Source organism: Streptomyces sp. CB00455 (assembly GCF_001905445.1).
GTDB lineage: Bacteria > Actinomycetota > Actinomycetes > Streptomycetales > Streptomycetaceae > Streptomyces.
Window position 1 is genome coordinate 121,736 of record NZ_LIVQ01000004.1, and the last position, 21,349, is coordinate 143,084.

General features: G+C 71.2%; 19 protein-coding genes, 1 tRNA gene and 1 pseudogene. 5 read left to right on the forward strand and 16 right to left on the reverse strand.

The annotated features are described in order from the left end of the window. Nucleotides 1-3 precede the first annotated feature (3 nt). Nucleotides 4-579, forward strand: a complete 576-nt coding sequence (locus AMK16_RS17890; RefSeq protein ID WP_073916591.1) for an antibiotic biosynthesis monooxygenase — start codon at nt 4-6, stop codon at nt 577-579. Between the two features lie 7 nt (nt 580-586). On the opposite strand, the gene AMK16_RS17895 is transcribed toward AMK16_RS17890, so the two are convergent. The 14 genes from AMK16_RS17895 to AMK16_RS17960 all read right to left on the reverse strand — a co-directional run bounded on the left by AMK16_RS17895 (nt 587) and on the right by AMK16_RS17960 (nt 14,840). Beyond that, nucleotides 587-2,236, reverse strand: coding sequence for a long-chain fatty acid--CoA ligase (locus AMK16_RS17895; protein ID WP_073916594.1), 1,650 nt, complete (start codon nt 2,234-2,236; stop codon nt 587-589). 152 nt (nt 2,237-2,388) lie between these two features. Beyond that, nucleotides 2,389-2,922 (reverse strand): SigE family RNA polymerase sigma factor, encoded by a 534-nt coding sequence (locus AMK16_RS17900; RefSeq protein ID WP_073916596.1) that lies wholly within the window; start codon nt 2,920-2,922, stop codon nt 2,389-2,391. Between the two features lie 137 nt (nt 2,923-3,059). Further along, nucleotides 3,060-4,226, reverse strand: coding sequence for a lipid-transfer protein (locus AMK16_RS17905; protein ID WP_073916599.1), 1,167 nt, complete (start codon nt 4,224-4,226; stop codon nt 3,060-3,062). Next, entirely contained in the window at nt 4,223-4,618 is a 396-nt protein-coding gene (locus AMK16_RS17910) for a MaoC family dehydratase (protein ID WP_274535372.1), read from the reverse strand. Before AMK16_RS17910 ends, AMK16_RS17905 begins: the two co-directional genes overlap by 4 nt. Nucleotides 4,619-4,633: 15 nt before the next feature. Further along, entirely contained in the window at nt 4,634-5,665 is a 1,032-nt protein-coding gene (locus AMK16_RS17915; protein ID WP_073916604.1) for an acyl-CoA dehydrogenase family protein, read from the reverse strand. After that, nucleotides 5,665-6,717 (reverse strand): bifunctional MaoC family dehydratase N-terminal/OB-fold nucleic acid binding domain-containing protein, encoded by a 1,053-nt coding sequence (locus tag AMK16_RS17920; protein WP_079191568.1) that lies wholly within the window; start codon nt 6,715-6,717, stop codon nt 5,665-5,667. The genes AMK16_RS17915 and AMK16_RS17920 overlap by 1 nt, the downstream gene beginning before the upstream one ends. Beyond that, nucleotides 6,714-7,892, reverse strand: coding sequence for an acyl-CoA dehydrogenase family protein (locus AMK16_RS17925; RefSeq protein ID WP_073916607.1), 1,179 nt, complete (start codon nt 7,890-7,892; stop codon nt 6,714-6,716). The genes AMK16_RS17920 and AMK16_RS17925 overlap by 4 nt, the downstream gene beginning before the upstream one ends. A 473-nt stretch (nt 7,893-8,365) precedes the next feature. Next, the gene (locus AMK16_RS17930) at nt 8,366-8,767 is read right to left on the reverse strand and encodes a DUF6344 domain-containing protein (RefSeq protein ID WP_242438782.1); all 402 of its coding nucleotides are present in this window, start codon (nt 8,765-8,767) and stop codon (nt 8,366-8,368) included. 488 nt (nt 8,768-9,255) lie between these two features. After that, nucleotides 9,256-9,340 (reverse strand) — tRNA-Ser (locus AMK16_RS17935). A gap of 50 nt (nt 9,341-9,390) precedes the next feature. Further along, a complete protein-coding gene (locus AMK16_RS17940) occupies nt 9,391-10,350 on the reverse strand; it encodes a trypsin-like serine peptidase (protein WP_073916666.1) in 960 nt (319 codons plus the stop codon). Between the two features lie 242 nt (nt 10,351-10,592). After that, on the reverse strand, nt 10,593-11,639 hold the full coding sequence (locus AMK16_RS17945) for a YeiH family protein (RefSeq protein ID WP_073916669.1): 1,047 nt from the start codon (nt 11,637-11,639) through the stop codon (nt 10,593-10,595). Next, nucleotides 11,639-12,187 carry a cysteine dioxygenase family protein gene (locus AMK16_RS17950; protein WP_073916672.1) on the reverse strand — a complete coding sequence of 183 codons (549 nt, stop codon included), beginning with the start codon at nt 12,185-12,187 and terminating at the stop codon, nt 11,639-11,641. Before AMK16_RS17950 ends, AMK16_RS17945 begins: the two co-directional genes overlap by 1 nt. A gap of 79 nt (nt 12,188-12,266) precedes the next feature. Then, complete coding sequence (locus AMK16_RS17955; protein ID WP_073916675.1) at nt 12,267-13,172, reverse strand: LysR family transcriptional regulator; 906 nt, start codon at nt 13,170-13,172, stop codon at nt 12,267-12,269. Between the two features lie 93 nt (nt 13,173-13,265). Beyond that, nucleotides 13,266-14,840: a trypsin-like peptidase domain-containing protein gene (locus tag AMK16_RS17960; RefSeq protein WP_073916678.1), complete on the reverse strand. Its 1,575-nt coding sequence runs from the start codon at nt 14,838-14,840 to the stop codon at nt 13,266-13,268. A 237-nt stretch (nt 14,841-15,077) separates the two neighbouring features. On the opposite strand from AMK16_RS17960, the gene AMK16_RS17965 reads away from it, so the two are divergent. From AMK16_RS17965 to AMK16_RS17975, 3 genes and pseudogenes are all read left to right on the forward strand, one after another. Further along, the gene (locus AMK16_RS17965) at nt 15,078-15,866 is read left to right on the forward strand and encodes a glycerophosphodiester phosphodiesterase (protein WP_199885492.1); all 789 of its coding nucleotides are present in this window, start codon (nt 15,078-15,080) and stop codon (nt 15,864-15,866) included. A gap of 85 nt (nt 15,867-15,951) precedes the next feature. Next, nucleotides 15,952-16,553: pseudogene (locus AMK16_RS17970) on the forward strand (ATP-binding protein). A 122-nt stretch (nt 16,554-16,675) separates the two neighbouring features. Then, nucleotides 16,676-17,650, forward strand: a complete 975-nt coding sequence (locus AMK16_RS17975) for a DUF5926 family protein (protein ID WP_073916687.1) — start codon at nt 16,676-16,678, stop codon at nt 17,648-17,650. Between the two features lie 181 nt (nt 17,651-17,831). Here the strand turns inward: AMK16_RS17975 and AMK16_RS17980 are convergent, their stop codons facing one another. Beyond that, nucleotides 17,832-18,416 carry a hypothetical protein gene (locus tag AMK16_RS17980; protein WP_073916690.1) on the reverse strand — a complete coding sequence of 195 codons (585 nt, stop codon included), beginning with the start codon at nt 18,414-18,416 and terminating at the stop codon, nt 17,832-17,834. Nucleotides 18,417-18,524: 108 nt separating this feature from the next. Beyond that, nucleotides 18,525-19,283, reverse strand: coding sequence for a bifunctional DNA primase/polymerase (locus AMK16_RS17985; protein WP_073916694.1), 759 nt, complete (start codon nt 19,281-19,283; stop codon nt 18,525-18,527). Between the two features lie 430 nt (nt 19,284-19,713). Here AMK16_RS17985 and AMK16_RS17990 point away from each other — a divergent pair, with 430 nt between their 5' ends. Further along, a complete protein-coding gene (locus AMK16_RS17990) occupies nt 19,714-21,243 on the forward strand; it encodes a PP2C family protein-serine/threonine phosphatase (protein ID WP_073916697.1) in 1,530 nt (509 codons plus the stop codon). The last annotated feature ends 106 nt before the right edge of the window (nt 21,244-21,349 follow it).

The following is a 21,349-nucleotide window of genomic DNA, read 5'->3' on the forward strand; positions in this document are numbered from 1 at the left end:
CCGATGGCCATCACCGACACGACCGAGCAGACCGTCCCCGCCGACAACGGCGAGGTGAACCTGCTGATCGCGCGGCAGGTCGAGCCGGGGCACGAGGAGGCCTTCGAGGCCTGGGCCCACGGCATCCTGGAGACGGCCGCGAGATTTCCTGACCACCTGGGGTACGGACTCTTCCGCCCGGCGGCGGAGGGCGGGCCGTGGTTCCTGGTCCACCGCTTCCGCGACCAGGCGGCTTTTCGGCGCTGGCAGGACTCCCCGGAGCGGGCGGAGTGGTTCTCCAACTGCCTCGGGCACCACCACACCGAGATAGCCCGGCGGGAACTGCAGGGCATGGAGACGTGGTTCGCCGAGCCGGGTACGGCCCGGCCCGCGCCGCCGCGGTGGAAGATGGCGATCAGCTCCGGGCTGGCCATCTTCCCGATCTCGCTGGTGGGCAACGCGGTGCTCGGGCCGTACCTGGTGGATCTGCACTTCGTGGTGCGGACGGCTGCCTTCGCCGTCGTCTTCAGCACCCTGATGACCTATGTGGCCATGCCCGCCGTCAGCAAGCTGCTGCGGCCATGGCTCACCCGGGGCTGAGCGCTGGTCAGTCCAGCCTCGTGACGTCGAGCACGCCGTCCGCGTACTGCTTGCGGATCACCTTCTTGTCGAACTTGCCGACGCTGGTCTTCGGAACCGCCTCGATGATCGTCCAGCGCTCCGGCAGCTGCCACTTGGCGATGGATCCGGCGAGGTAGGCCCGCAGCCCCGCGTAGTCGACGGTCGCGCCCTCCTTGAGGACGACCGTGGCCAGCGGTCGCTCGCCCCACTTCTCGTCGGGTACGGCGACGACCGCCGCCTCGGCGACGTCGGGGTGGCCCATCAGCGCGTTCTCCAGCTCCACACTGGAGATCCACTCCCCGCCCGACTTGATGACGTCCTTGGCCCGGTCGGTCAGGGTGAGGAAGCCGTCGGGGCTGATGACGCCGACGTCGCCGGTCTTGAGCCAGCCGTCCGCGCTGAACTTGTCCTCGGGCCGGAAGGCTTCTCCGGACGCCCCGCCGTAGTAGGCGCCGGCGATCCAGGTGCCGCGCACCTCCAGCTCGCCCGCCGATTCGCCGTCCCAGGGCAGGAAGTCGCCGCCGGGACCGACGAGACGGGCCTCGACGCCCGCGGGGAAGCGGCCCTGGGTGATCCGGTAGGGCCATTCCTCTTCGGCGCTCAGTCCGGCAGGCGGGTGCGCCATCGTGCCCAGCGGAGAGGTCTCGGTCATGCCCCAGGCATGACAGAGGCGGACGCCGAGTTTGTCGTAGGCCTCCATCAGCGCGGGCGGGCAGGCGGCGCCTCCGATGGTGACCTGCTTCATCGAGCTCAGGTCGCGGGGGTGGGCGGTGACCTCGGCGAGCAGGCCCTGCCAGATGGTGGGGACGGCGGCTGCGTGCGAGGGCTTCTCCCGCTCGATCATCTCGGCGAGCGGGGCGGGCTGGAGGAACCGGTCCGGCATCAGCATGTTGATACCGGTCATGAAGGTGGCGTGCGGCAGCCCCCAGGCGTTCACGTGGAACTGGGGGACCACGACGAGGGTGGTGTCCTTGTCGCTCAGGCCCATCGACTCGGCCATGTTGACCTGCATGGAGTGCAGGTAGATCGAGCGGTGCGAGTAGACGACGCCTTTGGGCTCCCCGGTGGTGCCGGAGGTGTAGCACATGGCGGCTGCCTGTCGCTCGTCCAGCTCGGGCCAGTCGTAGCTGTCGGAGCGGCCCGCGAGGAGCTCCTCGTACTCGTGCACCCGTACGTCCAGGCCCTGGAGCGCGGAGCGGTCTCCGGCGCCGGAGACCACGACGTGCTCGATGGTCGGCAGGTGCGGCAGCAGCGGCGCGAGCAGGGGGAGCAGGCTGCCGTTGACCAGGACGACCCGGTCGGCCGCGTGGTTGACGATGAAGATCAGCTGCTCGGGCGGCAGACGAAGATTGAGCGTGTGCAGGACCGCGCCCATGGAGGGGATGGCGAAGTACGCCTCGACGTGCTCGGAGTTGTTCCACATGAGGGTGGCAACGCGGTCGTCCTGTTGCACACCGAGCTCGTCGCGCAGGGCGTTCGCGAGGCGGGTGGCGCGGGTACCGATCTCGGCGAAGCTGCGGCGGTGCGGCTCTGCCTCCCCGGTCCAGGTCGTGACCTGGGACTTCCCGTGGATCGTCATCCCGTGCTGGAGTATGCGGGTGACGAGGAGTGGTACGTCCTGCATGGTGCTCAGCAAAGCGTCCTCCCGGTGAGCGCTGCGGCGCTGCGGCGGCTACGGATGCTGCCGATTCTGCGCACGTACCGGTCGGCATGTCACTACCCGGAGGTAGAAACCACTCCGTGTTTCACGTGAAACATTCCCTGGTTTCACGTGAAACGCCCTGCGGCTCACCGGACGGGGATGAGCTCCGGGTCCTCGCGGAGCTTGCCCAGCGCCCGGGAGACGGCACTTTTGACCGTGCCGACAGAGACGCCCAGCAGCTCGGCGGTCTGCACCTCGCTGAGGTCCTCGTAGTAGCGCAGGACGACCATGGCCCGCTGCCGGTCGGGCAGCCGGGTCACCGCACGCCACATCGCATCGCGCAGGGCCTGCGCCTCCGCGGGGTCGGTCGCCGGAGCCTCCTCGGTCTCCGGCAGCTCATCGCAGGCGAACTCGTCCACCTTGCGCTTGCGCCACTGGGACGTGCGGGTGTTGACCAGGGCTCTGCGGACGTAGCCGTCCAGGGCCCGGTGGTCCTCGATGCGGTCCCAGGCCACGTACGTCTTGGCGAGGGCCGTCTGCAGCAGGTCCTCGGCATCGCACGGGTTGGCGGTGAGCGAACGCGCGGTGCGCATCAGGACCGTGCCGCGGGTCCGGACGTACGCCGAGAACGACGGGTAGGGCGTCGGATTCGAGGCGAGCGTGCACACAGGCGTGGTCATGTCTCCACGCTAGGAGTGGGGGGCACGCCCTGGGATCGCCCGCAGGTGCCGAACGGGGATCCGTCTCAGGTTGTAGGGGCGGGGCGGGATCCACCTCCTGAAGGTGGAGGAGGCGGGTGCCGCCCAGGAGGACGGTCTCAGCGGTCGGCGCCGAGGATCAGCCCTGAGGTCGGAACCCCGGTACCGGCCGTCACCAGCACGTGTTCGGCGTCAGGCGTCTGGTTGACGGAGGTGCCGCGCAGCTGGCGGACGGCCTCGGCGATGCCGTTCATGCCGTGCAGGTAGGCCTCCCCGAGCTGCCCGCCGTGGGTGTTGAGCGGCAGCGCGTCCGCGGCCACGAAATCGGCCGCCTCGCCCGGCCGGCAAAAGCCGAACTCCTCCAGCTGTATGAGGACGAAGGGGGTGAAGTGGTCGTAGAGGATGCCGACGTCGATGTCCGCGGGCCGCAGCCCGCTGGTGCGCCACAGCTGACGCGCGACCACGCCCATCTCCGGCAGGCCGGTGAGGTCGTCGCGGTAGAAGGACGTCATGGCCTCCTGGCGCCGGCCGGCGCCCTGCGCGGCGGCGGTGATCACGGCGGGCGTCTGCCGCAGGTCCCGTGCCCGCTCGGCCGTGGTCACCACGAGGGCCTGGCCGCCGTCGGTCTCCTGGCAGCAGTCCAGCAGCCGCAGCGGTTCGACGATCCAGCGCGACGCGGCGTGGTCGGCGAGGGTGATGGGCTTGCCGTGGAAGTAGGCGGCGGGATTGTTCGCGGCGTGCCGGCGGTCGGTGACCGCGACGTGCCCGAACGCCTCGGGGGTGAGGTTGAAGGCGTGCAGGTAGCGCTGGGCGGCCATGGCAACCCACGAGGCGGGCGTCAGCAGCCCCCAGGGCAGGGACCAGCCCAGGGCCGCCCCCTCCGCCGAGGGCTCGCGCTGCTGGACCCCGGAGCCGAAGCGGCGCCCGGAGCGCTCGTTGAAGGCGCGGTAGCAGACCACGACCTCCGCCACCCCGGTGGCGACGGCGAGGGCGGCTTGCTGGACGGTGGCGCAGGCCGCTCCGCCGCCGTAGTGGACGCGGGAGAAGAAGGAGAGGCCCCCGATGCCTGCCGCCTGCGCGACGGTGATCTCCGGGCTGGTGTCCATCGTGAACGTGACCATCCCGTCCACGTCGGCGGGGGTGAGCCCGGCGTCGTCGAGAGCGGAGTGCACGGCTTCCACGGCGAGCTTGAGCTCGCTGCGGCCGGAGTCCTTGGAGAACTCGGTCGCGCCGATGCCGGCGATGGCGGCCCGGCCGCCCAGCTCGTCACGAGTGCGGACGCTCATACCGCGCCCCGCTGGGCCAGGTGCACGGTGACGGTACCGGTGACGTGGTTCCCGAGGCCGTTGGCTCCGACGACCCGGATCTCGGCGGTCTCCCCGTCGAGGGCGGTGACGGTGCCGGTCAGGGTCATCGTGTCGCCCGGGTAGTTGGGGGCACCGAGGCGGATGGCGACCTTGCGCAGGACCGCGTGCGGGCCGCAGTGGTCCGTGACGTACCGGCCGACCAGGCCGTTCGTGGTCAGGATGTTCATGAAGATGTCCGGGGAACCCTTTTCCCGCGCGAGCGCAGCGTCGTGGTGCACGTCCTGGTAGTCGCGGGAGGCGATCGCACCCGCGACGATGAGGGTGCGGGTGACCGGTATCTCCAGCGGTGGCAGTTCCCCGCCGACTGTCAGCGCGCCGTCCATGCCTCAGCCCTTCTGCGCCAGTACGGCGCCCAGTTCGGCCAGCAGCTCGCTGCCGCAGCCCAGGTACGCGTCCAGCTGGCGCCCCCACAGGAAGTGCCGGTGGACGGGATGCTCCAGGTCGGCGCCCGTGCCGCCGTGCAGGTGCTGGCCCGTGTGCACCACGCGCTTGCCCGCCTCCGAGGCCCACCAGGCCGCCGTCAGCGCGTGCTCACGAGCGTCGAGCCCCTGGTCGGTCCGCCAGGCCGCCTCGTAGGCGGTGACCCGGATCGCCTCGGTGTCCATGTGGGCGTCGGCCGCACGGAGCATGACCGCCTGGTGGGTGGAGAGCGGCCGCCCGAACTGTTCCCGCGCCGAGGTGTACGCCACCGCCCGGGCCAGCGAGCCCGCGCACACGCCGGCCTGGAGCCCTGCGAAGGCGGTACGGGCGGCGGCGAGGGTGTCCTCGTAGGCCTCCGGGCCCGTCCCGACCCGCTCCGCCTCGGCTCCGGTCAAGGTCAGCCGGCCGGCCGACCAGGGCGCCGTGGTCTCCACCGGCGCGGTGGCCACGCCGGGCGCGTCCGTCCGTATGAGCCACAGGACCCGGTCCTCGTCCGGGACCAGTACGTGCGTGGCGTCGCGCAGCCAGGGCACGACCGCGGCGGTGCCGGTGAGACCACCGTCCGGGGAGGCGGTGACGGCGCGGCGGACCGGGAAGGCGCCGGTGGCCACCGCTTCGCCCGTCCGGAGGGAGGGCAGCAGACGGGCGCGCTGCTCGGCGCTCCCATGAGCGGCCAGGGGCAGGATCCCGTACACGCAGGTGGCGGCGTAGGGGACCTGCGCGGTGGTGCGGCCCTGCTCCTCCAGCAGCAGGACCAGGCCGAGCAGGCCGACGTCCTGGACGGCGGCTATCAGCCCGCAGGAGGCGAGGGCCTTCCACAGCTCGGAGTCGCTGCCGGTGCCCGCGGCGGCGAGGCGTTCGTGCGTGGCCAGGTCGCGGAAGATGCTCGCGGCGAGACCGGCCGCCGCCGCCTGCTCCTCGGTGGGGTGGAAGTCCATCACTCCGCACTCCCGCGGAAGACGGGGAGTTCGAGTTCGTCGTCGACGCGCGTGAACTCCAGCCGGACGGGCTGGCCGATGCGGACCTTGTCGTAGGGGACGCCGGTGATGTTGCCGACCACGCGGACGCCCTCGGCGAGCTCGACGAGCGCGACCGCGTAGGGCGGGTCGAAGGCGGGGAAGGGCGGGTGGTGCATGACGACATAGCTGAAGACGGTGCCGGAGCCGGACGCCTCGACGGTGTCCCAGTCCGGGGAGGCGCAGGCGTTGCAGCCGGGGAGCCACGGGAACCGGAGGGTGGCGCAGGAAGTGCAGCGCTGGATCAGCAGCCTGTGGTCGCGGACGCCGTCCCAGAAGCCGCGGTTGTCGCGGTTGATCACCGGACGGGGGCGTTGCGCCCTGGGCCGAGCCGGAGCGCCGGGCTCCTGCCGGGGTCGCGCGGCGGGGGCGTACCTGAGGATCCGGAAGCGGTGCGTGCCGGCGAGTGCCCCGTCCGCCTGGACGTTCATGCGGGTGGTGACGAAGTGGCCTGTGCCCAGCCTGGTCGTCTTGCGGGCGGACACGGACTCGATGACGGCGTCGAAGGTGACCGTCTCGCCGGGACGCAGCGGGCGCAGGTACTCCTGCTCGCAGTCGGTGGCCACGACCGAGGTGAAGCCGGCGGCGTCGAGCAGTGCGGAGAGGTCGTCGTAGGCGGTCGAGCGGTCCGTGTGGCCGCAGAGTCCGCCCATCGTCCATGCCTGGAGCATGGTGGGCGGGGCGATGGCGTCCGGGCCGGTGTAGGCGGGGTGGGCATCGCCCATCGCCTCGCACCAGTGGCGGATCATCGGCCGGTTCACGGCGTCCTTGCCCCGGCCGCCCGTGACGGCGGGCAGACCTTCGAAGGTCCTCAGGCGTGCGTGGAAGTGCGCGGCGTCGTCCGCGGGCCGGGCCGCTTCGGCGCGGGGCAGGGCAGTGGCGGGGGCCGGGGCGGTGGGGGGCGCCTGGCCGGTCCCGGGTGAAGGATGGGGAGCGGGGGTCCGGCCTGTCCGGTCGGGTGCGTCTGCCGTCATCGCTTTCTGCCCTTCATGCCGAGCCGCATCATGGCGACGATCTCGCGCTGGACCTCGCTGACCCCGCCGCCGAAGGTGTTGATCTGCGCGGCCCGGTTCATCCGCTCCAGCTCGCCGCCTGCGAAGGCGGCGCGCCCGCGTACGAGCGCCTCCTCGCCGACCGCCTCCTGGCACATCCGGTAGACCTCCACGGCTGATTCCGTGCCGAGGAACTTCACGCCGCTGGCGTCTCCGGGAGCCAGGGTGCCGCCGCCCACGTCCTGGACGAGGCGCCAGTTGAGGAGACGTACGGCGGCCAGCCGGGCGTGTGCTTCGGCGAGCCGGGACCGCACCCAGGGGAGGTCGGCCCGGCGCTCGCCGGTGACCTGGTCGGGGGTACGGGCGTGTTCCAGCGCGGCTTCGTAGAAGTCCTCCGCCTGCATCCCGAGGGCGGCGAGGGCCACACGCTCGTGGTTGAGCTGGTTGGTGATCAGGCCCCAGCCGCCGTGCTCGGGACCGACCAGGTTGCCCGCGGGCACGCGTACGGAGTCGTAGTACGTCGCCGTGGTGGTGAGCCCGCCGACGGTGTCGATCGGGGTCCACGAGAATCCTGCGGCGTCGGTGGGCACCAGGATGATCGAGATGCCCTCGTGCTTGGGTGCCTGCGGGTCGGTACGGCAGGCGAGCCAGATCCAGTCGGCGTTCTGGGCGTTGGAGGTGAAGACCTTCTGCCCGTCGATCACCCATTGCGCGCCGTCGCCGTCGCCGTCGGCCACCGCACCCGTGCGGACGGCGCGCGTACGCAGTGAGGCGAGGTCGGTGCCGGCCTCGGGTTCGGAGTAGCCGATGGCGAAGACGGTGTCGCCCCTGAGGATCCGGGGCAGGAAGTAGTCCTTCTGTTCCTGGGTCCCGTACCGCATCAGGGTCGGCCCCACGGTGTTCAGCGTGACCATGGAGACGGGGGCTCCGGCCCGGTATGCCTCGTCGAAGAAGACGAACTGCTCCTCGGGACCGCGCCCTTGGCCGCCGTACTCGACGGGCCAGCCGAGACCCAGCAACCCGTCGGCGCCGATGCGCCGCAGCAGTTCGCGCCGGTGGACGGGGTCTTCCGCAAGACCGTCCGGCAACAGGTCCTTGAAGTACTGCCGCAGTCGGGCGCGCAGCCGCAACTTGTCTTCGGTCGGGGCGAGGTGCACGGCGCAGGCCTCCCGGCATCACATCATCGCGTTACCTGACTGTCCGTCAGTTATGCTGGTGATGTCAAGGCCGGGTGGTGGGTCCGGCCGGCGGCCTGCCGGGATGCGGACCCCGCAGCCAGGACGGGATGAGCCTTTCGCCCGATCACCGCGTCCCGGGCATGCCGAAAAAGGCCGCGCCGTCCGGGAACCCCGCCGTCTCCCGGGCATGCGGCCCTGCCCAATGCCAAAATTCGCGCCACCTGGCACGCCCCCCGGCGCCCGCCGGGGTGTTCCTCGGTGCCCGCGCCGGGGCACGCACGGCGCGATCCGCGGTCATCCGTGACCGGGCTCCAGCGCCTGCTTCTGATGTCGTTCGCCTGTACGTTCCTGCCCGGGGCGGTTGGCATGCCGACGACGCCGGGCCCTGCGACTGTGATGGTGACTGCAACTGCAACTGCAACTGCGACAGCGAGTACGACCGGGGTGCGCGGTTACGCGGCGAGTGCGAGCACACGGCGGGGCGGTTCGGTGACGGGCGCGGTTCCGGTGGCGACGGGGGCCACGGTTCGGCCGGCGGTACCGGGCCCGGCACCCATAGCCTCAGCGGTGGTGGAGCGTCGGACCGAGGGGGACTTGCCGTGCGCCTCGGCGCGGATCCGCTGCTTGATGGTGGGCGGGAGCGAACCACCCCGCATCATCTCCCGCCAGGTCCGCCTCGCGGCGACGGTCGGGCGGCGACGCACCGCGGCGGCCGGGGCGGCCGGGGCGGCGGGGGCCGACACGGAGGCGGCGGCCGGGCTGGCCTTCCCACGGAGGCCGAAGGAGGTGAGAAGGGCCACGAGGGCGGAAAAAACCGCGGTCCAGATCGAGTTGATGATGCTGCGGTTGGCCATGACGAATGCCTCATTTCGCGATGTTGGGACGGGCGGATCTGAATACATTCGTCATGATGTGGCCGCAACCGCACCGCTCCCACGACCCGCGCCGATCGTCCGACAAACACCACTCGGAAGGCCCAAGAACCCCCTGGAAGGGGCTGAATTCCAGCAGGAAACGTCCTGTGGCACTCCGCGGCAGGGAACACACCGTCTACCAAGGCCGGCAAGGCCCAGCGGCTATCAAGGGCCCTGACCCCGCCCGCCAGAACGGCAGGCAGGTCCGGAACTAACCGGCAACCTGAAAATTCCGATGCTCGCCTTACCCCGACAGGGACGGACCGCTCGCCGGCAGCGGGACCCCCTGGGGAGCGGAGCTCGAGGAGCCCAGCACCATCTCGCGGTCCCCATTCCGGTTCTACGCCGGGAGAGACGGAGCGAGCAGAGAGGGCGGGCACCCGATTCGGGTGCCCGCCCTCTGACCTGCTACTTCTCTGACCTGCAAGCGGTGGGTGTGGGATTTGAACCCACGGTGACTCGCGCCACGACGGTTTTCAAGACCGTTCCCTTAGGCCGCTCGGGCAACCCACCTGGCGGGTACAGCGTACCGGCCAGGCAGGGGTGGCGGGGCCGGTGAGGTATCAGGCCGTCTGGGCCTTGTCGTAGGCCGCCTTGGCCTCGTTTCCGAAGTACGGGCCGAACATCCGGTTCGGCAGGAAGGTGTAGCCGAAGCTGTTCACCGAGACCTGGGTCCCGAGGCCGGTGGCCTCGTTGAAGTCCTGGAACCAGGGGCCGCCGCTGGAGCCGCCGGTCATGTTGCAGGCCAGGCCGTGGTCCTTGGTCAGCAGGAAGTCCTTCGAGCTGTTGCCGCTGCAGTAGACCAGTTTCGTGCCGTCGTACGGGGCTGCGGCCGGGAAGCCGAAGGAGTACATCTTCTTGTTGTAGCCACCGTTGAAGAGGATGCCCTGGGCGCCCACGGCCTGGCTGAGGGTCTGTCCGTTCAGCGGGGCGACGACGGCGAGACCGACGTCCATGTTCATGTCCTCGCTCGCGGCCCACTGGTCCGTGGCGAAGGTCTTCGTCGCCGGCCACTGGCCGTAGGGGGCGTTCCCGTTGTTGTAGGCGGGGACGAACACCCAGTTCGTGTGCCAGGCGCCCTGGTACTTCACGCAGTGGCCGGCCGTGATGACCGTGCTGCCGTTGGCACTGGTGATCGAGTCACCGGAGCAGGAGGCGGTCCGGTCTCCCATCGTGAAGAAGACCCGGCCCGAGGTCTTCACCACGGCGCCCCCGCCCGTCCAGGCGCCTCCCGCCTGCGGGAAGGCCGTGGGCGAGGCGGCCGCCGTCGGGGCGACGCCGACGGGTGCGGCCGTGGTGGGGACAGGGGTGGCGACAAGGGACCGTACGGCGCCGGGAGCGGCGGTGACATCGAGCGGGGTGGCACCCTTCATCCGCTCGGCGGTCCAGAAGCCCTGGGTGTGCTGTTGCCGGAAGGACGCGGGGCTGTCCGCCGCGATCGAGGGTGTGGCCGCCGTCAGGGCGCCTGCGATCAGGGCCCCTGCCGACAAGAGGACGGATGCGGCAGTGCGATGACGATTCACGCATGACTCCTTCTGCCGTGCCCGGTCCGTTCCCGTCGGTCGGACCAGGGCAGGGTGGGGGTGAAGAGCGGTCGGTGCGGATCGGCTGTGCGGTGAGCGTCGTGCCGTGTGCGTCGCGCTGTGTGCGGGGCTGTGTGCGTCGTGCCGGGCAGGGTCGCACGGCCGCGCGTCATTGTCAGCGGGCAACCGGGGCGGCCGGTCGGTTCCGGCCAGGAAATGGCCAACTCCGCGCCGTGCTGCGCTCATACGGTGAGCAGGACTCCGGCGTACGAGACCCCGGCAACCACCACCCAGGCCCCGAGCCCCAGCACCGCGGCCCGTCCGCCCGTCCGTGCCAGCGTCGGCAGGTGCACCGCGCTCCCCAGGCCGAACAGGGCCGCCGCCAGGAGCACCTCTTGCGCCGTGTGCGCCCATTCCAGCGCCGCCTCCGGCAGAACGCCCGTGGCCCGCAGAGCTGCCGCGGCCAGGAACCCGGCCACGAACAGCGGCACCGGAGCCGGCCGACGGCCGGAAGACGTGCGTACCCCGCGCCGCCGGGCCCGTACGGAGAAGGCCACGGCCGCCACGAGGGGCGCGAGCATGGCCACGCGCATGAGCTTGACGAGCACGGCCTCCCCCAAGGCTCCGGGTCCGGCGGTCTGCGCGGTGGCCACCACTTGGCCGACGTCGTGCACGCTCGCGCCGACCCACCGGCCGAAAGCCGGGTCCGAGAGACCCAACGGGCCCTGTAGCAGCGGCAGTACCGCGATGGCGAGCGTCCCGCACAAGGTCACGAGCGCCACCGAGGAAGCCACGTCCTCCTCGTCGCTGCCCGACACTTCGCTCACCGCGCCGATCGCCGAAGCACCGCAGATCGAATACCCGGTGGCGATCAACAACGGCTGGTCACCCGGAAGCCCGAGCCGGCGCCCCAGCCAGAGGGTGCCGAAGAACGTGGCCGCGACCACCGCTGCCACCATGACCACCGTCGTCCAGCCCAGCCGGAGGACCTGGTCCAGCCCCAGACCGAGCCCGAGGAGCACGATGCCGATCCGCATGAGCCGCCGCCCGGCGAGGGACAGTCCCGGGCGGGCGGCGCCGCGCACGAACGTGCGCAGCCCCGGGAGGTGCGCCACCGCGATACCCAGTACCACCGACGCGGTCAGCATGGGGACGGCAGGCACCACCCAATGGATGCCCCAGGCTGCCAGTGCTCCGCCGGCCGCCATCGCCACCCCGGGCCACGGGGTGGATGTTTCACGTGAAACACGCGCGACCGCCACACCGTGGGGGCGGTGGAGGAGGGCCATCAGTCGACGGGGAGCGTGTAGACGCGACGGATGCTGGTGCCCAGCCGCGAGACGTCGGCTCCGTACACGTGCAGGGATATCGCCTTGGTCTGACAGGAGTTGCGGACTTTGTGGATGTCGCCGGGAGGCGCGAATCCGCAGACCTCACCCTGGACGTTGACGACGTCCTCGGTGGCCACCAGCCTGGCGGCGTCGGCGCCCGGGGAGAGGCGGTAGCGGCGTTCGCTCTCCTCACCCTGGTGCACCCCGGCCACGCACCAGGACACGTGGTCGTGGATGCAGGTCTCCTGGCCCGGCAGCCAGACCAGCGCCACCACCGAGAAGCTGCCGTCGGACTCGGCATGCAGGATGTGCTGCCGGTACCGCTCCGGGTCGCCCTCCTGCTGCGCCGGGGTCAGCAGGTCACGGGCGCCCAGGTGCGGGGCCAGACGCTCACCGACCAGGTACGCGGTCAGGTCGGGGGCCAGCCCCCGGTCCACGACGGAGCGGATCTCGCTGACGAGGGCGGCCATCCTCGTGGTCGTACGGGCCGGCGTGGTGGTGGTCATACCCGGAGCGTGCTGCTGTCGTCCCATCACGTCCAACGACAGTTATGACCCGAAATCCCAAGCAGGCCTTATGGATCTCTCAGCAGCCGACCCGGTTCGCGGCCACCCGCTTCAGCTCGTCGAGCACCACGGCCGTCGCCGGAACCCGCAGGTGATCCCGGTAGACGTAGGCGGCAATGTGGCGGCGCGCGGCCGGCTGGAGCACCCGCCCGCAGACCTTGTTCAGGGAGAGGGAGGGAAGCACCAGCGCGGGCATCATGGCGACGCCCAGTCCCTGGGCGACCAGGCTCTGCACCACCAGGTTGTCATCGCTGGCGAAGCGGATGTCCGGCACGAAGCCCAGCTCCGCGCATTCGTGGAGCAGATTGGCCCGGCAGCGCGGACAGCCCGCGATCCACCGCTCCTCGGCGAGGTCGGCCAGGTTCACGGCCCGGCGCCGCGCCAGCGGATGGCCGGTCGGCAGCAGGACCGTCAGCTGGTCCTCCAGCAGTCTGACCTCGGCGACCTCCTCCGGGATCTCCTCGTGCAACCCCGGATAGGTGAAGGCGAGGGTGATGTCGCACTCCCCGCGCTCCAGCCGACGCAGCGACTCCGGAGGCTCCCCCTCCAGCAGTTCCACCTGTATGCCCGGGTGCTCCTTGGCCAGACCGCTCAGGGCCTCCGGTACGAGGGTGACGTTGGCGCTGGGAAAGCCGCACAGGCGGACCCGTCCCGTGCGCAGACGCGCGTACGCCTTCAGCTGGGCTTCGGCGGCGGAAAGAGTGCCGAGGATCGTCTCGGCGTGCCGCGAAAGGGAGGTACCGGCCTCGGTGAGCTGCATCTTGCGGCCCACGCGGGTGAAGAGCGGGGTCCCGACGGCGCGTTCGAGCGCCTTCATCTGCTGGGTGATGGCCGGCTGGGTGTACCCCAGCACGCGGGCGGCCGCCGAATACGAGCCGGAGGCGACTACCGCATGGAACGTCCGTATGTGCCGGGAATCGAACACCCGTGAATCATAAGCGGACGTTGGAGGGGCCGTAGGCGGAATCCCGCCCCACGGCCCCTCGTGATCAAGCCAGCGGTCCCGGCCGCGCGGCGGCTACTTGTCGCCGACCCGGGAGCCGAGGGTGATGTCGACCGTGTTCGGCTTCCCGTCGCGCAGGTAGGTCAGCTTCACCGTGTCACCCGGCTTGTGCGTCCAGATCAGGCTGATCAGGGTCGGGCCGCTGTCGACCGGCTTGCCGCCGAACTCGGTGATGACGTCGCCGGGCTTGAGGCCCGCCTTGCCGGCCGGGCCGTTCGGGTCGACGAGGTCGTTCGCGGGCGCGCCCTGCTCGGAGATCTTGGCACCCTCGGACTTGGCCTGGAGGTCCACGGAAACCGAGATGACCGGGTAGACCGGCTTGCCCGTCTTGATCAGCGATTCGGCGACGTTCTTCGCCTGGTTGATGGGGATGGCGAAACCGAGGCCGATCGAACCGGCCTGGCCGCCGCCGAAGCCGCCGTTGCCGGCCGACTGGATCGCGGAGTTGATGCCGATGACGGCGCCGCGCCCGTCGAGGAGGGGGCCACCGGAGTTGCCCGGGTTGATCGAGGCGTCCGTCTGCAGGGCGCTCATGTACGAGTTCTTGCCGCCCGAGGCGTCACCGGAGGCGACCGGGCGGTTCTTGGCGCTGATGATGCCGGTGGTGACGGTGTTGGACAGGCCGAAGGGGGCGCCGATCGCGATGGTCGGGTCGCCGACGGCGACCTTCTCGGAGTCGCCGAGCGCCAGCGGCTTGAGGCCGGTCGGCGGGTTCTTCAGCTTGAGGACGGCGACATCGTAGCCCTGGGCCCGGCCCACCACCTCGGCTTCGTACTTCTTGCCGTCGAAGAAGGTCGCGGTGAGCTTGCCGCCGTTCGCGGCGGAGGCCACGACGTGGTTGTTGGTCAGGATGTGGCCCTGCTGGTCGTAGACGAAGCCGGTACCGGTACCGCCCTCGCCGTCACCTGCCGAGGCCTCGATGGTCACCACGCTGGGAAGGGCCCCGGCGGCGAGGCCCGCGATGGAACCGGGCTCGCGCTTGAGCTCCTTCGGGGCGGTGCCCGCGCTGATCGTGGTCGAGCCGGCGCCGTCGCTGCTGCGGTCGGCGGCCCAGTAGCCCACGCCGCCGCCGATACCGCCCGCCAGGAGGGCGGCCACGAGCACGCCGGCGATCAGGCCGCCCTTGCCCTTCGGCTTGGCGGGAGGGGTGCCGTCCGCGGTCAGGGGAGCTCCCCAGGCACCGCCGCCGTGGCCGCTGCCGCCCGCGCTGTAAGCGGGCACCGTGGGGGGCGGGGGCGGCCAGCCCCCGGCTCCGTGGGCGGCCGGGGTGTGGGCCTGCGCGGGATCGTGACCGTAGGCCGGGTCCGGCCCCTGGGCGTAAGCAGGGACCTGGCCCTGCGCGTACGCCGGGTCCGGGCCCGGAGCCGCCGCTGTGGGCGGGATCTGCTGGGTCGCCCCGGTGCCGGGCGCCGGCGTATGCGGCAGCTGTTGGGTCATCGGCTCGGCGGCTGGGGCGTCCGACGGGGACGCGTCGGCCGGCCGCGGCGCGGACGCCTGCCCCGACGCCTGCGTCGCGGAGGCCGGAGCAGGGGGTGCGGACGGGGCCGCGGGGGGTGTAGGGGCCGCGGTGCCCTCGTTCTCGGTGCTCACAGCGCTCTCTCCTCGTCACACACGGCTTCGGTATTTCTCTGGATATCGGTCCGACTGAACGTTCGACGTGCCGTACAAGTTCCTGGGCAAAGCCTTTCCCATGACCCGTCAGAGCACTGTAAGCCGGACCTGTGCATCTCCTGCCATTCTTTATATCCGACATTTGGGATGCATTCCCAGGGTCGAGCCCCCCACCGGACGGCTCGTCGATGGCACCATGACCCGGTGACCCACGCAATGCCGCGCCCCATCCAGGTCGTCGCCCACCGCGGCGCTTCGGAGGATGCCCCCGAGCACACCCTGGCCGCCTACCGCACGGCCATCGAGCACGGTGCCGACGCCCTCGAATGCGACGTGCGGCTCACCGCCGACGGCCACCTCGTACTGGTCCACGACCGCCGCGTGAACCGCACCTCCAACGGCCGCGGCGCCGTCTCCGCCCTGGAGCTGGCCGACCTCGCCGCCCTCGACTTCGGCTCGTGGAAGGACCGCGAGGAGTCCCCCGACTGGGACTCGGACCCCGAGCGCACCTCCGTCCTCACCCTGGAGCGCCTGCTGGCGCTGGTCTCGGATGCCGGACGGCCGGTACAGCTCGCCATCGAGACGAAGCACCCCACCCGCTGGGCCGGACAGGTGGAGGAGCGCCTCCTCTTCCTCCTCAAGCGGTTCGGTCTGGACGCCCCGCCCGCCGAGGGACCGCACCCGGTCCGGGTCATGAGCTTCTCGGCGCGCTCCCTGCACCGGGTGCGGGCGGCCGCCCCGACCATCCCGACCGTGTACCTGATGCAGTTCATCTCGCCGCGGATGCGCGACGGCCGGCTCCCTGCCGGCGTGCGGATCGCAGGCCCCGGGATGCGGATCGTGCGCAACCACCCCGGCTACATCCGCAAGCTTCAGGCCGTCGGTCATTCCGTCCACGTATGGACAGTGAACGATCCCCAAGACGTCCAACTGTGTGCCGATCTGGGGGTAGAAGCGATCATCACGAACAGACCCCGCCAAGTTCTGTCCCAACTCGGGCGCTGACGTCCCACGTCTCTCAGCCGTCACCCCCGCACCCCTGGTCACAGGGTGTGCCCCGGCGCATCCGCTCCGCATTTGTACGACGTGAATGCGTCAGAGGGCCCCGCCAGGCCGGTTTCCGGTCCAGGCCATTGGGGCATCCAGATCATGCGTGGGGCTAAGGAGGTTCCGGGGGTGGCGTTGGTGGTGGCACAGGAAGTGCCCACGTCTTCGTGCATGGATGTGCGCCATGGTCCTGCGAGCGTGGGCGAGGCGAGACACCGGATGCGCGAGCAGCTGCGCATGAGCGGTGTGTCCGAATCGGTCGTGGACGATGCCGTACTGATCCTTTCCGAACTGCTCAGCAACGCCTGTCGACACGGCAGGCCCCTGGGCGCGCCGGACGTCGGAGACGGGGTCATACGCGCCGCATGGCGCATCGACACGGCGGGACGGCTGACGGTCGAGGTCACGGACGCGGGCGGTCCCACCCGTCCCGTACCTGCCACACCTTCGGTCACCGCACGCGGCGGACGGGGGCTCAACATCATCAGCGCCCTGGCCCAGGACTGGGGTGTCAGGGACGGAGCAGCGGGCGAGGTCACCGTCTGGGTGGTCGTTGCCTGTGGGGCCCGGCACGACGATTTCGCTACGCGCGTTGCGCCCCCGGCGATCGACTTCAGCACCGCCTTCGACGACCTGGAACCCTGAACCAGGTCCGGGAGCGCACGCCGACCGTGCTCCCGGCCGCACCCCACCGGTTCCGGCGGTACGAACGGCTAGGCTCGCGCCCAGACACGACGCCGTACCGCCGCAACCGGGAGACACCCACGATGGCCAAGAAGCGCCCCGCAGCGAAGACTGCAAAGCCGCAGCTCGACAACGGCGAGATCCCGGTGGTGGGCGCCCGCGAGCCCTGTCCCTGTGGATCCGGGCGCCGCTACAAGGCCTGCCACGGCGCAGCTGCCGCGCACGCCGTCACCGAACACGTCCAGCGCCCCTTCGAGGGCCTGCCGGGCGAGTGCGACTGGGTCGCGCTGCGCGAGCTGGTGCCCGCCGCGACCGTTCCGCTGTCCCTCAAGGGCGGTCTGCCCGACGGCGTCCCCTCGGTCACGCTGGTGACCGTGCTCCCCATGGCCTGGCCCGCTCTGCGCCGTGAGGACGGATCCGTCCTGCTCGGCCTGCAGAACGACTCCTCCAGCGGGGACCTCGCCCGCGACATGGGCGACACGCTGGAGCGTGCACTCGTAGCGGAGCCTGGTACTCCGATTTCCGCGCGCCGGGTTCCGGCCGAAGGCCCGCGACTTCAGGATCTCCTGGACCTCGACGGCGGTTTCGAGCCGGTTGTGCACAGCGGCTTCGAATTCTGGATTCCGGAATCCGAGAGCGCCCAGAACGCTTCTCCGGAGATCGCCGCATCGCTGGAACGCGCCAACGCGGCCGCCATTCCCACCGTCAAGCTGAACGGCGTGGACGCGTCCTACTGGTGCGAGACGCCGGAGAAGAACCACCTGCGCTGGGTCATGCCGCACCCGGAGGAGAAGCTGCTCGACGCCCTCGCGCGCCTGCACGCGGCCGGCGCCTCCTCGCTCGGCGAGGGCACCCGACTCGTCGGTTCCTTCCGCGCGCACGGCCTGATGGTCCCCGTCTGGGACCTGCCCACCGGCGTGACGGCCGATGACGTGGAGAAGCCCGCTGCGGAGTTCGCCGAGCGGCTGGCAGCGGCTCTGACGGCGGACGCACCGCTGACGACTGAGGAGCGCCGGGCGCGCGGCGGGCTGACCAACCGCCAGGTGACACTCAGCTGAAGCGCATCCTCGCGCAGGTCCGGTGACCGGAGTCACAACTCCCGTTAATCGTCTGCAAATCGGTGTCTGAATATCAGAGATCGAATTTGCGAACAGGCGATCTCTTGTTACCGTTCTTGTAGCCCGGTCGCTGGTGCATCCCCCGTCGCCAGCGACCGGGCCCTTCCATTTCCTGCGGTGTTCAACCGATACCCGGTGCCGGTGAGTTGCTCCCGGACCGCAGCAGGAGCTTCCCTTCATCATCCGGAACTGCAAACTCCGCAACTGCCGAGTAGCTGTCCGGCGTTCCCGCCGCAGCCTCCCGCGGCGTCTCGCACAGACCCGGCTCGTCACCCGCTCCGATCCCGCACCGGATCTGCACCGTGCGGCCGGCCGGACCCATCAGCGTCAGCACCGCGTCCAGCGCCCGGCCGCTGGTGTTCCGGTAGTAACTCCGGCCCCATGTCTGCCCGTCACCCGTCAGGACACACGTCTGCGCCTCCAGCCCGTGCGGCGAGGAGAGTTCGGGACCGCACCGCGCATCCGTACGGGGCTGCTCGGCCGGGCCGGGCCGTTGCGGCCCTGCCGCCGGCGGCCGGGCCGCGGGCGCCGCGGGAGAGGTGCGCGAGGAGTCCGACAGCCCGAGCGCCGAGAAGAGCTCCCCGACCCGTCCCCCGCCTTTCGCGTCGTCCTGACCGGCGAAATCCGGCCCGGCGATCGCTCCGGCGAGCGGGAGCGACAAGATGATCAGCACACCGGCGCCGATACCGATCAAGCGGAGATTCATTCGCCGAAGATAGCGATGCGGGAAAGGGGCACGGAGATCCCCGCGCCCAATTCCCCTGGAAACCGCCCCTGCCGACACCCGTACGAGTGATCCGCCGCTGGGGGCACCTCAGTAGGCGAGCCTGCTGCCGTCGCCGGGCGCACCGCTGCTGGCCTCCACCAGCGCGTCAACGACCGCCTCGACCTCGGGCAGCCACAGTCCGGTGGCGTCGGCCCGGCCCGCCCGGCCGGTGGCACCGGCCCGGCCCGCCCTCCCCGCCCGTGCGCACGGTTCGCGCTCCCACCGCACCAGGCCGCCGCTGGACGCGGCCGAAGGCGGCAGCAAGAGGTAGCCGCCCTCGCCGTGGAAGCGCAGCGAAGAGGGCACGTGGTCCTTGGCGTAGAGGAGTTCGCCGAGCCGTTCCAGCGAGTACGGCGCCACCAGGAGCGACCAGCGCGTGGGCGTGGCCACGACCGGCCCGAGCCGCAGCCCCTGCGCCTCCAGCCGTACGAGCGCCCGCGCGGCGGCGGCGGCCGGGAGGCTGACCGCACACGGCGCCGCCCCTCCGGTCGCCATCAGGACGGGGGCACTGGGCCGCTTGGTCCACCACCAGGACACCATCTGGGGATCGGTGGTGGCTGCGAGCAGGCCGGGGTCGAAGGGGTGCGCTCCGGGGACGACGCAGTCGGGGTCGGGGCAGGCGCAGCGCGAGCCGTCGGCGGCGGACCGGCCGATGCCGGGAATCACGGGCCACTGCCAGGTGGTGGCGCACATGAGCGCCGCGTCGAGGAGAGCCGGCTCGGAGCTGCTCCGTGCCGCCACGGGCCGCAGGGTTCGCCGTACACGGTCACGGAGTCGCTGGAGACGCCTTCCGAGGATCTCGCGCATGAGCGCTCGTTCCTTTCCGTTGAACGCCGAGGGCCACATCACACCGGGTAATCGGTGCATCACCACACGTACACGTTGCGCATCGCTGTCCGCTATAAGCAGGTTCACACGGTTCGTGCAGCGGTCTTACGAGTCCATCAAACGTCCGCCGGACCTGGAGCACACCCGCGCCGACCGCCGGCGCAGGCCGGCGCCGCTAAGGACGACCGGTGATGCCGGACGGTTCCCCGCCCCTGCCCAGACCGTGCCGAAGTAGTACGGGGAAGGCGCCAACTGGCCCCGGGTACTGCCGAATACGTACCCGGACCCCCTATCCAGTTGTTCCAGTCGACCGCAAAAAACGCCCCCTTGCGGCTTTTTCCGGCCAAGTTCTAGCCTTGGCTGGACAGTGAGTTGCCGACCCACGGACACCAGGATTCCCACCTGGGCAATGCTGGACATGGATCCGTATGTGCGTGTAGATGTGGATTCCTTGATGGCGGCGCAGCACGATCTGGGGGTTTGCGATGCTATTCGGCGAATCGCACCAGGTGGAAAGGCGGACGCCATGAGCGCCGCGCATCTGCCGAAAGTGGCCGGAATCGATCCGGCAGCCACGACACCGCCGCACACTGTGGCGCCCACGCCCGCCCGGACCACCCCCGCCCAGGGCGCAGCCCCCGGCCCGGGCAGCGTCATCCAGGACCGGCTGGCCGGCATGGTCTCGGACCTCACCACCCTCCACGAGCTCACCGAGCGCCTGGCACGCGCCGATGACCTCGACTCCTCCCTCCACGAGTTCCTGCGTGCCGGGGCCGCACTCGTCGGCGCCCGCCGCGGCCTGATCGTCCTGGAGCCCTCCGACGGGCTCGGCCCCACCAGCACGATCGGCCTCGGCCTCGGCCGCGCGGACCTCGGCCACATCGAGACCGTGCCGCGCAGTGCGACCTCGTACGGCCGCATCCTCGACGGGCTCCCCGGTGCCCAGGGCGGCTCCGAGGTGCTCCCCGAACCGGACGCACCCCCCGGCACCGGCGGGTTCGCCGCTCCCGTGGATCCCCGCCACCGTGAGGTCGCTGCACGCCTCGGCTACGCCGCCAGCTACGCGCTGCCGCTGACCGCCGAGGCCACCGGCCGGCTGGGCGCGGCCGTCTGGCTCTACGACGAGCAGGCCGAACCCAGCGACCGCCAGCGTGACCTCGCCGGGCTGTACGTACGGCAAGCCGCCGAGCACCTGGCCCGGATGCTGGAGGTGGAGCGCGCCCGCTCGCGCCTGGCGACCGTCACCGAGGAACTGCTGCCCAGCAGGCTCCCCCGGGTGCCCGGGGTGCAACTCGCAGCCCGCCACCACGCGGGGCCTCGCGGCGGGGGCGACTGGTACGACGCACTGCCGCTGCCGGAGGGCGCCCTGGGCCTCGCGGTCGGCTCCGTCACCGGTTCGGGGCCCAGCGCCGTCGCCGCGATGGGACGCCTGCGGGCCTCCCTGCGCGCGTACGCCGTCATGGAGGGCGAGGATCCCGTCGCCGTCCTGTCCGACCTGGAACTGCTGCTGCGCCTCACCGAGCCCGCGCGCTCGGCCACCGCGCTCTTCGCCTACTGCGAGCCCGCCCAACGCAAGATCGTCCTCGCCGGAGCGGGCCACACCCCGCCCCTGCTGATCGGCGAGCGCCGCACCGAGTACGTGGAGACCTCGCTCTCCGCGCCCCTCGGGATGCTGTCCTGCTGGGAGGCGCCGAGCGTGGAACTCGAACCCGCGCCCGGAGAAACGGTGCTGCTCTACACGGACGGCCTGCTCCGCCGTACCGGCGACCCGATGGACCGGGCCTACGCCCGGCTGCACGCCGCGGCCACCGGGGTCCCGCGTACCGCCCGGGACGATCCGGCCGCCCTCTGCGACCACATCCTGCGCACCGTACTGCCGGAGGGAGAACCCGCGGACCCCACCGAGGACGTCGTGCTGCTCGCCGCCCGGTTCGGGTGACCTGGGGCACCTCGGGGCGCCCGCACCCGTCCCACCTGCGCAGATGAACCGGAACACGTTCCTCCCCCCGCGCTTACGATGGAAGCGGTCCACACCCAGGTCCGTG

Bases quoted from the DNA above. Each gene is read 5' to 3' on its own strand.
- AMK16_RS17890 (WP_073916591.1), top strand. From the start codon at position 4: ATGGCCATCACCGACACGACCGAGCAGACCGTCCCCGCCGACAACGGC.
- AMK16_RS17900 (WP_073916596.1), bottom strand. From the start codon at position 2,922: ATGACCACGCCTGTGTGCACGCTCGCCTCGAATCCGACGCCCTACCCG.
- AMK16_RS17905 (WP_073916599.1), bottom strand. From the start codon at position 4,226: ATGAGCGTCCGCACTCGTGACGAGCTGGGCGGCCGGGCCGCCATCGCC.
- AMK16_RS17915 (WP_073916604.1), bottom strand. From the start codon at position 5,665: ATGGACTTCCACCCCACCGAGGAGCAGGCGGCGGCGGCCGGTCTCGCC.
- AMK16_RS17920 (WP_079191568.1), bottom strand. From the start codon at position 6,717: ATGACGGCAGACGCACCCGACCGGACAGGCCGGACCCCCGCTCCCCAT.
- AMK16_RS17930 (WP_242438782.1), bottom strand. From the start codon at position 8,767: ATGGCCAACCGCAGCATCATCAACTCGATCTGGACCGCGGTTTTTTCC.
- AMK16_RS17945 (WP_073916669.1), bottom strand. From the start codon at position 11,639: ATGGCCCTCCTCCACCGCCCCCACGGTGTGGCGGTCGCGCGTGTTTCA.
- AMK16_RS17950 (WP_073916672.1), bottom strand. From the start codon at position 12,187: ATGACCACCACCACGCCGGCCCGTACGACCACGAGGATGGCCGCCCTC.
- AMK16_RS17965 (WP_199885492.1), top strand. From the start codon at position 15,078: ATGCCGCGCCCCATCCAGGTCGTCGCCCACCGCGGCGCTTCGGAGGAT.
- AMK16_RS17975 (WP_073916687.1), top strand. From the start codon at position 16,676: ATGGCCAAGAAGCGCCCCGCAGCGAAGACTGCAAAGCCGCAGCTCGAC.
- AMK16_RS17980 (WP_073916690.1), bottom strand. From the start codon at position 18,416: ATGAATCTCCGCTTGATCGGTATCGGCGCCGGTGTGCTGATCATCTTG.
- AMK16_RS17985 (WP_073916694.1), bottom strand. From the start codon at position 19,283: ATGCGCGAGATCCTCGGAAGGCGTCTCCAGCGACTCCGTGACCGTGTA.
- AMK16_RS17990 (WP_073916697.1), top strand. From the start codon at position 19,714: ATGCTGGACATGGATCCGTATGTGCGTGTAGATGTGGATTCCTTGATG.